6 protein-coding genes and 3 pseudogenes are annotated in these 11,106 nt (G+C 60.7%); 6 read left to right on the top strand and 3 right to left on the bottom strand.

Annotated features, from left to right (window positions below; translation table 11 throughout):
- The 4 genes and pseudogenes from AC52Q4_RS11750 to AC52Q4_RS11735 form a co-directional block, all read left to right on the top strand.
- Positions 1-639 (top strand): annotated as a pseudogene (locus tag AC52Q4_RS11750) (succinate dehydrogenase/fumarate reductase flavoprotein subunit); the annotation flags it as partial.
- Between the two features lie 3 nt (positions 640-642).
- Positions 643-1,608, top strand: a complete 966-nt coding sequence (locus AC52Q4_RS11745; RefSeq protein ID WP_495536982.1) for a fumarate hydratase — start codon at positions 643-645, stop codon at positions 1,606-1,608.
- The gene (locus AC52Q4_RS11740; protein WP_495536981.1) at positions 1,569-2,249 is read left to right on the top strand and encodes a fumarate hydratase C-terminal domain-containing protein; all 681 of its coding nucleotides are present in this window, start codon (positions 1,569-1,571) and stop codon (positions 2,247-2,249) included. Before AC52Q4_RS11745 ends, AC52Q4_RS11740 begins: the two co-directional genes overlap by 40 nt.
- Before the next feature lie 7 nt (positions 2,250-2,256).
- Entirely contained in the window at positions 2,257-2,664 is a 408-nt protein-coding gene (locus AC52Q4_RS11735) for a GFA family protein (RefSeq protein WP_495536980.1), read from the top strand.
- 22 nt (positions 2,665-2,686) lie between these two features.
- Here AC52Q4_RS11735 and AC52Q4_RS11730 read toward each other — a convergent pair whose 3' ends face one another.
- The 3 genes from AC52Q4_RS11730 to AC52Q4_RS11720 all read right to left on the bottom strand — a co-directional run bounded on the left by AC52Q4_RS11730 (position 2,687) and on the right by AC52Q4_RS11720 (position 8,974).
- Entirely contained in the window at positions 2,687-3,670 is a 984-nt protein-coding gene (locus tag AC52Q4_RS11730) for a Fic family protein (protein WP_495536979.1), read from the bottom strand.
- A 225-nt stretch (positions 3,671-3,895) separates the two neighbouring features.
- Positions 3,896-6,070, bottom strand: a complete 2,175-nt coding sequence (locus tag AC52Q4_RS11725; protein WP_495536978.1) for a DEAD/DEAH box helicase — start codon at positions 6,068-6,070, stop codon at positions 3,896-3,898.
- A gap of 12 nt (positions 6,071-6,082) precedes the next feature.
- On the bottom strand, positions 6,083-8,974 hold the full coding sequence (locus tag AC52Q4_RS11720) for a BREX system ATP-binding domain-containing protein (RefSeq protein ID WP_495536977.1): 2,892 nt from the start codon (positions 8,972-8,974) through the stop codon (positions 6,083-6,085).
- A 282-nt stretch (positions 8,975-9,256) separates the two neighbouring features.
- Here AC52Q4_RS11720 and AC52Q4_RS11715 point away from each other — a divergent pair.
- Both AC52Q4_RS11715 and AC52Q4_RS11710 read left to right on the top strand, forming a co-directional pair.
- Positions 9,257-10,619: pseudogene (locus AC52Q4_RS11715) on the top strand (IS3 family transposase); the annotation flags it as partial.
- Between the two features lie 3 nt (positions 10,620-10,622).
- Positions 10,623-11,106: pseudogene (locus AC52Q4_RS11710) on the top strand (Tn3 family transposase); the annotation flags it as partial.

Here is an 11,106-nt window from a genome sequence, read left to right as displayed (position 1 = left end):
GTGCACGGTGCCAATCGCCTGGGCGGCAACGGGGTGGCCAACTCCACGGTGTTCGGCGGCATCGCCGGTGACCGCATGGCCGCGTATGCCGCCGGTCGCGGAACGCCCCCGGACCCGGACGAGACGGTCATCGAAGCCGCCATCGCCCGCGCCGAGCAGCCGTTCTCGCGGCCTCCGGGTGGTCCGGCCTCCGGTGGTCCGGCCCCCGGTGATCTCGGCGACCTGCGCGAGCGGTTGTGGCGGACCATGTGGGACGAGGTCGGGGTACTGCGCAGCGCGGAACCGCTACGCCAGGGCATGGACCGGCTGCAGGACCACACCGCCGAACTGGACGGCATCGGCGTCGCCGACGGCGACCGTACCTACAATCTCAGTTGGCACGATTGGTTGAACCTGGACAGCCAGCTGTTGATCAGCCGGGTCATCGCGGCCGCCGCCAGCGCCCGCGAGGACTCGCGCGGCGCCCATTACCGCGAGGATCATCCCGAGACCGGCGATCTGGCAACCAGTCGTTACACCCGCGCACGGCTCGCCGGCCAAACGATCGCACTGGACAGCGTACCGGTCGACTTTTCCATCGTGCGGCCCGGCCGATCGCTGTTACAATCGCAAACCGAGGAATCCACCCCGGTGGGGTAACCCATGATCACCAACGACACCATCGAACAGGCCGCCTACGCCATCTCCAGCAAGGCGGCGATCGACATCCCCGAGGACTACCTGGGGGGCATCCGCACCATGATCGACAGCGAGCAGGGGTCGCTGTCCTGCTTCGTGCTCAAGACCATGGTCGACAACTGGGATGCCGCCTCGACCGACCGCCGGCCGATGTGCGCCGACACCGGCCTGCCGCGCTTCTACGTCAAGGTCGGCAACGAGGCCCGCTTCGAGGGCGGCTTCGTCGGCATCGAGCGCGCCTTGCGCAGTGCCACCGCCCGTGCCACCCAGGATGTCCCGCTGCGTCCCAACCGGGTCCATCCGCTGACCCGCCAGGATAACAACAACAACGTCGGCATCAACGCTCCGGAGATCGAGTGGAGCTTCGAGCCGGACGCCGACTGGATCGACATCACCACGGTCCACAAGGGCGGCCTGTTCGGCAGCGACTACCGGATGCTGTTTCCGGGCGACGGCATCGACGGCATCAAGCGGTTCTTTCTCGACACCCTGATCGCCTTCGGCAAGCGCGGCCTGGCCTGCCAGCCGGCCATCGTCGGCGTCGGCCTGGGCGGCTCCAAGGACATCAGCATGGTGCTGGGCAAGCAGGCCGCCTGCCTGCGGGTGGTGGGCGACCGCAACCCCGACCCGAAGATCGCCGAACTGGAGCAGGAACTCAAGGAACTCGGTAACAACATCGGCATGGGCGCGATGGGCTTCGTCGGTTCCTCGATGGTGGTCGACTGCCATATCGAGGTCGGCTACACCCACACCGGCGGCATGCCGATCAGCGTGCACACCTTCTGCCTGTCCTCGCGCCGCGCGACCGCGCGCATCGACGCTGCGGGCGGGATCAGCTACCGCACCGACCCGCAGTGGTTCACCCCCTATATGCGACGGGAGACCGTGGAATGGCCCAGCAAGCAAACGGCCCGAAGCAAGTCCGGCTGAATCTGCCCGCCACGCCGGAGGACATCGCCAAGCTCGAACTAGGCTCGGTGGTGTTCCTGAACGGCATCGTCTGCACCGGCCGCGAGGGCGTCTACCGCAAGGTGATCGACGAGGGCGAGCCGCTGCCGGTCGATCTGGCCGCCATCACCAACGCCAACTTCCACTGCTCGCCGGCGGTATCTCGCGATGAAGCCGGGCACTTCAAGATCGGCGGCGTCACCGCCACCGCCAGCTTCCGCTTCAGCAAGTGGATGAAACAGTGGCTGGAGCTGACCGGTACCCGCATCGTGATCGGCAAGGCCGGCATGTCCGAAGCCGACTACAAGTCCATCCTCGCACCTGTGGGCGCGGTCTATCTGACCACCGTGGGCTACGGCACCGGCGCCCTGCTCGGGCGCGGCATCAAGGGCGTGCGCGACGTGTTCTGGATCGACGAACTGGGTCTGGCCCAGGCGATGTGGCTGTTCGAGGTCGAGAACTTCGGCCCTTTCCTGGTCGATAGCGACCTGCAGGGCAACTCGCTGTTCGAGCAGCAGAGCCGGCAGATCAACGCCCGGCTGGAGACACTCTACGAGGGCATGAAGCCGCCGGCCCTGCGCCGCTTCGGGGAAACCGACGACCGCTCGGACGAGTTGATCTAGCCGAACCATGGACACGCTCAAGGGCGGCTGCTTCTGCGGCGCGATCCGCTACGAGGCGAGCGGTACGCCCTTCCACGAGACCAACTGCCATTGCTCGATCTGCCGCCGGACCACGGGCGCGCCGTTCGTCACCTGGTTCAGCGTCCCCCGCTCCGGTTTCCGCTTCGTTCGCGGTACATCGACCGCTTTCCGGTCGAGCGGCAAGGCGACGCGCAGGTTCTGTCCGAACTGCGGCACCCAGCTGACTTTCGAGCACGACGACGCAGCCGACGAGATCGACATCACCACCTACAGCCTCGATGATCCGGAACGGCTGCCGCCCAAGGATCACTCGTACACGAGTAACTGGTTGAGTTGGGTCGGAATGAGCGACGATCTGCCCAAGTATCCCGAGGCACGCGACCCGGAGAGCTAAAACCACCGGCCTCCGGCGCGAACTATCGGCGCCGGTATTTCTGTGCCGGGCTGCGCGGTGACGCCGGATCGGTCATTTCGATCAGCCCGGCGGCCAGCGCCGGTTGCAGATAGTTCTTCCGGAACGTGGGCCGGTGCCGTAAACCGAGCCGGTCCATCAGTTCGGCAGCGCCGAGTGCCTCGCTGCCGTGGAACGCGTCGAGCAGGCGTTTTACTTGGTCGCTTACTTGGTCGCTTACTTGGTCGGTCAGCACCACTTCCCGCATGGCGGTGAGCAGGGCCTGCAACATGAAGGTCACGAAAGGCGTCGCATCGGCCGCCTGATCGGATTCCGCCAGGACCGCGTAGTAGTCCGATTGCCGGTCGCGAATCACGGTCTCGACCGGGAGAAACGCCAGCAACGGTTTCCAGTGGCTCAGAATCAGCGTCTGCCACAATCGCCCCATCCGACCGTTACCGTCGGCAAAGGGATGAATGAACTCGCACTCGTAATGATAAAGGCAGCTGACGATCAGCGGGTGCTGTTCGCCTCCCGCCAGCCACTCGTGCAAGTCCTGCATCAGCAAGGGCACCCGATCCGCCGGCGGCGCCATGTGCACCAGCGCAGCGCCGTGATAGATGCCCACGCCACCGGAGCGGAACCGGCCCGCCTCGTCCAGCAGGCCGGCCATCAGTATTCCATGCGCGGCCAGCAGATCATGCAGCGAAGCCGGGTTCCATCGGTCGAGGTGTTCATAGGCGGCAAACGCGTTGCGCACTTCCTGGATTTCACGCGGCGAACCCAGTACCCGCTTGCCTTCCAAAACCGCTGTCACCAGCTCCACGCTCAAGGTGTTGTTCTCGATGGCCAGCGATGCCTGGATCGTGCGAATGCGGTTGCCGCGTCTGAGTTCGGGTGCAAGCCGGTCGCGGGACACTGCCGACCAGTGCCCCAGAGTCTCGCCGATCTCCTCGACCAGTTGCAGGATTTCGAGGGTGATAGTGAATGGAGGCTGATAGTGGCTCATCCTCGGACGGCGACGGTCTGTACGTCCACGAATTCGGAAGCCATGGCGGTTTTACCACCCTCCAGCAACATCGCGACCACCTCCTTGAGCTTCTCGTTGTGTTCATCGAGCGTCCTATCCTGGCTGTGCGTGCCGGAGAAACCGGGAATGCAGCCTCCATACAGCCAAGCCCCTCGCCTAGCTTGACATCCGTACGATCTGACACGGCAGCAGGGCATCGTAAAGCTAATGCACACAATCTTTGAGAAAAAACCGCAACCCTTCCATATCGGTCGTCAAATCAACGAGTGTCGCTTTGACCAACTCCTCTGGTAACATGCCTGCAAAAGGTGAAAATGGCCATGGGCGTTGGGTCGACAGTAGTAATGACTCCATGACAGCCGACGTGTCATCCATAACAGCGACATCAAACAATGCATTCAACACGTATTCCCGTAAGTCTTCACAATCGACCTGTCCCTTTTCGATGGTCACATCGGCGTAGTTTCCCCTTACTTTCAGGCCTCTGCCCTCCAATAGCTTTGCCAAAGTGCGATTCAGGGTGTCTCCCGCGTAAGTCCGCAAGATTATTTTTCCCCCTTCGGGAGTGATACATTTGATCGATCTGGGGGACCAGCCCGAATAATCGGGCGTCAAGATGCGCATGAACTCCAGTGCAGCAAGGGCTGATTCATCCAGGAACGATGGAAGTTCTCGAAATCCATGAAGGAATTCGCCAACTCGCTGCGCGGTTTCAAAAGGGATATCAGGACCGCCGAACGAATCCCACTTGGGCGCATTGCCTTCGCGGGCACGCTTGGCTTTCACGGTGTGGCGGTCATGGTGTACCTCTTCCGCTTTCCACAGTCTGCCAGCGAGGGTGAAGAAGAACGGAACTTCCAGGCCTTCTACAAAGGCGGTATCCAGTGTGCCGACCTGTGTCTGGCCTTCCATGACTTCGTAGAGCGGGGCCGTGTTGAAGACGGCGAAGAGCTTTCGCCAGCCCGCTTTGAGGTAGCGTTTTTCGGCAGCGGTACCGGGAACCAGAGCACCGTCAGCTTCACGTAGAAATTCCTCGGTGCACATATGCTGAATGAGAACGTCATACTCGTTTCTCTTGATTCCAGTGAACGCATGAGCGTGGCGGAGCGTTTGCCATGCGGAATCGGGCGTTACTCCATGTTCCTGGAGAGCCATGCAAAGCATTTGGTGAGCGAGTAGATGGAAAGCGCGTCGGCGCAGTCGGAGAGGCTCGGATTGGTGCTCCAAGCCCAGTGATACGGTTGCGGTGAGTAACAAGAGGTCGTCGTTCTGCTGCGTCATCCCTCGGAAACATCTTGGCTTTCCTGGACGGCGTCCGGTCCGACCGACACGTTGTAGAAAGGCACTGGGGCTGGATAGTGCGTCGATCTGGATTACGCGATCCAGTTCACCGATATCAATCCCGAGTTCCAGAGTGGAAGTGCTGATGATGGACTCGATCCCCTCTTCGCCGGCAATCTGGATCAAACGTTCTGCCTCTTCCCGGAAGAACTTGCTAACGGCGGAATGATGAGTTTGGACTCTGATACGGTTATGGCTGAATTTCTGGATCGCCTTGGCAAAATCTTCAGCCTTTGAGCGTGAGCGGACAAAAGTAATGACTCGGCGATTCTTAAGCTCGGCGGTGAGGGTTTCAAGCAAACGCCAACCGGCGCGCTGGTTTATCGGCGTGTCTTCGGTCTCGGCGGCGTCATAGAAGTGGTGCAACAAAAAGTCGTTTCGTTGAGCATGTATTGTCGGAACGTGAATCCGGAACGCCGGACTACGATCACCGGTTAGCCACTGACACAGAGCGTCGGGATTGCCGATGGTCGCACTTACCGCAATCCGTTGGGGTTGCCTGCCGGTTCCACGCTCAAGCCGCTCAAGCAGGGCAAGCAGATGTCCGCCCCGGTTACCACTGGCAAAGTTATGTGCCTCATCGATGATCACGGTCTGAATGTCTCGAAAAAACCGGCGCCACCCTGGCTTGCGAAGCAAAATTGCCTCTATGGACTCGGGAGTTGTGAGTAGCAGGTGTGGCGGACTCTGCAGGCTCGCGACCTTAGCGGTTTGGCTGACATCACCGTGCCACTTGAAAGCATGCAAACCGCAGCAACGGGCGTAACCCTCTCCTCGACCTTCCAGGTTGTTAAGCAGTGCCCGCAATGGCGCAATATAGAGTACCTGCACCGAGTCTTGAGGTTGTTGTGCAGCCCGAGTCAGCGTTGGAAACAGGACTGCCTCGGTTTTACCGCCGGCTGTAGGCGCTTCGATGACACAGCTGACACCGCTAAACAAGGGTTCCAGTGCTACTTCCTGTATGGGTCGGAGTCCGTTCCAATTTTGTTCTTTGACCCAACGCTGAAGTCCCGGATGCAGCTTTTCCAGTGTACTCATGAGTTCATTTACCTATTCGGCAACGAGCCTCATCAAAGCTTCGTTCGCTTCCGGGTCGCTCTCCGGTTCAATGAAGCAGTCGCTCGCCGAAATCTCAGGAGTTTCTTCACAAAGATCAAGCACGTGGACGAGTTGCCGAAGGAAGGGGCGCGGTAGCCTGTCAATGCATTCGCCACCAAAACTCGTCCACTTCTGCACCAGCGAATCGATATCCGCATCAGTGACGCCTTCGGTGGCGGGCCACCCGTAGGCGACAGCATGGATGTCTCGAGTCCGCATTGCGACCTGCCTGAGTCGGGTTTCGTTCAAACCGTCGAGCTGGATTACCGGCTGCCTCATACTCCGATGTCCCTCGCCGAGTTCTGGTGCACTAATGCGGTGAAGCAGTGCCTCGTAGCTGGCAAGTCCGTAACGGCGGTCGTCAAAGAATGTGTCCGTGCCGGTGCATACCAGCAGGCATCCAGGCAAACGGTTCTCCCCCGCCTCATCGATCAAGGCGCGTAGGGTCTCGTAGGCCTGATCGCGTGTCTGTTTATGGGGGCGACGCCGGACAAGCTCGAGCTCATCGATAAGGATTACCAAACCCCGCAGGTGAGTAATGGCAATAACCTCAAGGAATGCCCTCAGCCTCGGAAGAACCTGCTCTGGCTCTAACCCACCTCTGACACCGATTTGTCGCAGCGATGCGTTGGATAAACTCCGATCACCGCGCAACCAAGCTCGCGCCACCATGGCTTTCTCTTCATTTCCTTGGGCACGAGCCTCATAAAAAGCACCAAGAGCGGGTGCTAGTCCTGGGTCATGGGCGGACAACTGCGAAAGCTCGTCATTGATGCGTGCTCCAACCACCTCAGCAAGACGTTTTCGGTCAGACGGTTCGTTCGGCGACAGCCCTTCAACCTGTGCAGCTTTTCGTTGGATAGCAAGTAGCCAGGATTCCAGAATGTCGGAAAAACTGCTGGCACCTCTCTTCTCCGGTGTCCGTAGACCGTCCATGAGGCCGGTATAAAAATTGGACAGATCGGCTAGCGAAAGCTCCGCGCTGACCCGTACACTTGAGACGGCGAAGCCTGCCCGCAGCGCTTGATCCCGAAGCCAGGCTGACATGAACGATTTGCCCGAGCCGTATGCTCCGCGGATGAACTTGAACGCACTGCGTCCGGTGGCTATGTATTCAAGCTGTTCCCGAAGGTGCTGGCGCGCTGCATCCTGTCCTACAAAAAGCATTTCCAGATCGTGTTCTGGGACAACACCTTGACGCAAAGCATCTATGACATCCCGAGCGGCCCAGCGGTCCAGCTCCTGACCAGCATGGTCTGATGCTTCTACCCACTCGTAGATATTTGCGGATCCCGTACTGCGTACGCGGATGGGCGCTCTGTTGGATGAAGCGAGGTTTCTGAGAAGTTCGGCCATATGCGCCTTGGGCAACATCCAGCCAAGACCGTGCCGTGAAGCCAATCTCTGGATATCGCGTTCGTTGAGGGAACGGGCTTCTCGAAGCAGAGCGAGCATTATCTGCTCATCAGCACCGAGGTCCGGGAATATGCTTTTTATATCCTGAAGCCCGAGCACATCGGGCCGATGCCCTTCCCGCAAATCTGTCTGCGCACGCTCAGCGTCCCCCTGAACATCGGTCTCGACTGGTGACGGCATCTGAAGCACTGCAACCTCATCGGTCTCGGCATCTTCGTCCTGTGGGGATGAACTAATCAACCGTTCGACGATTTCGTCTTTGAGACCAGATTGCGGCAATCCCAATTTCCGACAGAGCCGGATGAGTTCAGTGCGGCGGAGCTGAGAGAGAATGATGCGTTCTGAACAGCCGCTATTCATCAGGCGTTGGACACGTTCCCCCTTGGATCCGGATCTTTGCAAGCCAAGGCCAGCCAACATCTCGTAAAGCTGATTTCCAGATACCCTCAATAAAAGCTCCTTCAGACGATCATCGTCGATAAGACGCACATCGCCTACCCGGTTGCCAGACTCTCGCGGATCGGCTCGCTCGATAAGCTTACCCGCCATTGGGCGATCAAAGTGCCCAACAACCTTGGAGATAAGGTCGGCCTTGGCAAGGGAAACCTGTAAGCCAAGGGAACGGGCAAGCTCCTTGAGCTCATAAATGGATAGGCGATCAAGTGCGAAGGAAGGGGCGACCAACCCAGTGACGATGCGCTCAATCCGTTCTTCCTTCGAACCGCTCAACTGCAACCCGGCGGCTTCGAGAATCCCACGAAGATCCCTACCGGTGAGTTGGTCCAAAAGCTTACGATAATCAGCATCATGCAGCTCCATCCCCCAATAGCGTCTTATCTGAACTCGGACTTCATCAGCTAGCACGTAGCGGTCCTCGATCGTGAGAACCAAGCCACGAGCCAGAAGGTAATTGCGGGCATTCTCGTATGCCCGTGGTGAATCCCAGATAGGACGGACCTCCGGATGATGTTCGAACAGTAAATGTTCCCGCATGGTCAATCCAAGCTCGGAGCGGAGCACCTCAAGCAGGTTCGCTTCACTGGCATTGATCACACTACCATCTTCCCACGCGGCCAGTAGCAAAGCCCGGTAAAGACGATATTCATTCTCTTTCCTTGATGGCAGACCCTTCCCGGAGACGATCCACTCCGTGGTCTCATCGGTGCGCTGCATGACCAATTCCCTGAAACCCGCAGCTGGAACCGTGTGATCCGATGCCTCCATTAAAAGCTTCACAAATGCGTATGTGGGAGGATGTGATGCGACCAAAACCTCGGCTATGTAGCTGAAAGAACAAAGCGCTGCTGCAATCTCCTGCTCAAGAACGGCTCGGGGCAATCGAACGTTTGCGATCTCGTCCAACTTGTCTCGGGCAAGTTGATCGAGACCTTCCTCCGGATACTGGCTCAAAACATCTTTCAGCTGCATTTGATCATGCTCCGTAGTCTGCCTTGGTATTCTTCCGATCCGGCACTATTATCCTTGATTGGATGCAAAGTAAATTAATGATCACGGCTGTCATGTTGCATCCGCGAGGTCTACGCCAGTGGTTCGGTCGGTCATGCCTTTCAGACTAGCTGCTAGTGAGCGCTCTCGCCAGTGCGGAGAGACATGCCCCGCCCTGTGCCAATATGACCTGCGCCACCTACCCGCGGTAATTTAGTGAGCAACGAGGTAGGCATGACGACCCACAAACACTCCAAGGCAACGATGCACGTACTGTCCTCTTCTGGCGCCGCTTCGGGCCAGGATGCCGGGCGGGATTCCGAGGTCGTGCCGCGAGCGCGACGCCGGCAGTTCTCCAACGCCGACAAGAAGCGCATCCTGGAAGCGGCCGACCGCTGCACCAGGCCTGGCGAGATCGGAGCCTTGATGCGCCGCGAGGGGGTGTACTCCTCAAGCCCGAGTAGCTGGCGACGCCAGCGTGCGGCCGCGGAGCTGGCCGCGCTCGCGCCGCAAAAGCGCGGCCCCAAGCTCGACCCGAGCCGGGCGGATGCGCTGCACATCGCGCAACTGACGCGCGAGAACGAGCGCCTGAAGCACCAGCTCGACAAGGCGAGGTTGGTGATCGAGGTCCAAAAAAAGTTGCCGCGTTGTTGGGCAATCCGATCGACGAGGCGCCCGACAAGCCATGATGATCGGGGTGCAGGAACTCACCCCGGCCATCGGCACAGGGGCTGCCTGCCAGGCCGTGGGCGTTTGGCGGGGCGCCCCCGCCCGAGGTCGAGCGCAGGCGCGGCGCGCAGCGCTGATGGGCCCGCCCGCGCCCCGCGCCGCCCGGCCTCGCCCGCCCCTGGCGTTCGATGCGCAGGAGCAGCAGGCGCTGCGCGACGCCCTCGACAGCGAGCGCTTCGCCGACACCGCGCCGGCGGCCGTGCACGCGACGCTGCTCGATGAGGGCCGTTATCTGGGCTCGGTGCGCACCGTGTACCGCCTGCTCGCGGTCGACGGAGCGTGTCGCGAACGGCGCCGCCAACTCGCCCATCCGGTCTACGCCAAACCCGAGCTGCTGGCGCGCGCGCCCAACCAGGTGTGGTCGTGGGACATCACCAAGCTCAAGGGGCCGGCCAAGTGGACCCGCTTCCATCTGTACGTGATCCTGGACATCTTCAGCCGCCACGTCGTGGGTTGGCTGATCGCCGAGCGCGAAAGTGCCGAACTTGCCGAGCAACTCATCGCCGACACCGTCGCCCGGCACGACATCGCGCCCGGCGTGCTCACCCTGCACGCCGACCGCGGCGCGAGCATGCGCTCCAAGCCCGTGGCGGCCTCGTTGGTCGATCTCGATATCGTCAAGAGTCACAGCCGCCCCCACGTCTCGGACGACAACCCGTACTCCGAGTCGCAGTTCAAGACGATGAAATACCGCCCCGACTTTCCCGCGCGCTTCGGCTCGGTCGAGGACGCGCGCGCTCATTGCCGAACATTCTTCGCCTGGTACAACACCGAACACCGTCATTCGGGCATCGGCTACATGACCCCGCAAAGCGACCACTACGGCCACGCCCAGACGCTGCGCGCCGCCCGGCAGGACGCGCTCGACGCCGCGTTTCTGGCCAACCCGACACGTTTCAAGGGCCGCCGCAAGCTCTACCTCCCGAAGCGTGATGTCCCTTACGACGCGCTGAAACCGATGATCGGCGGCACGATCGACATCAAGCACGTGCGCGCCCACTGGGACGACATCCTGCGGCTGGCCACCTCGATCCAGCAGGGCATGGTCACGGCCTCCCTGATGATCCGGAAGCTCGGCAGCTACCCGCGTCAGAACGGCCTGGCCGTAGCGCTGCGCGAGTTGGGCCGCATCGAGCGCACGTTGTTCATCCTGGATTGGCTGCAAAGCGTCGAGTTGCGCCGCCGCGTGCAGGCCGGGCTGAACAAGGGTGAGGCCCGCAACGCGCTGGCCCGCGCCGTGTTCTTCAACCGCTTGGGCGAAATTCGCGATCGCAGCTTCGAGCAGCAGCGCTACCGCGCCAGCGGTCTGAACCTGGTGACGGCCGCTATCGTGCTGTGGAACACGGTGTACCTGGAGCGCGCCACAACGGCCCTACGCGGCCATG

Source organism: Nitrococcus sp. (genome assembly GCF_059432795.1).
This window is presented reverse-complemented; position numbering and strand designations above follow the sequence as displayed.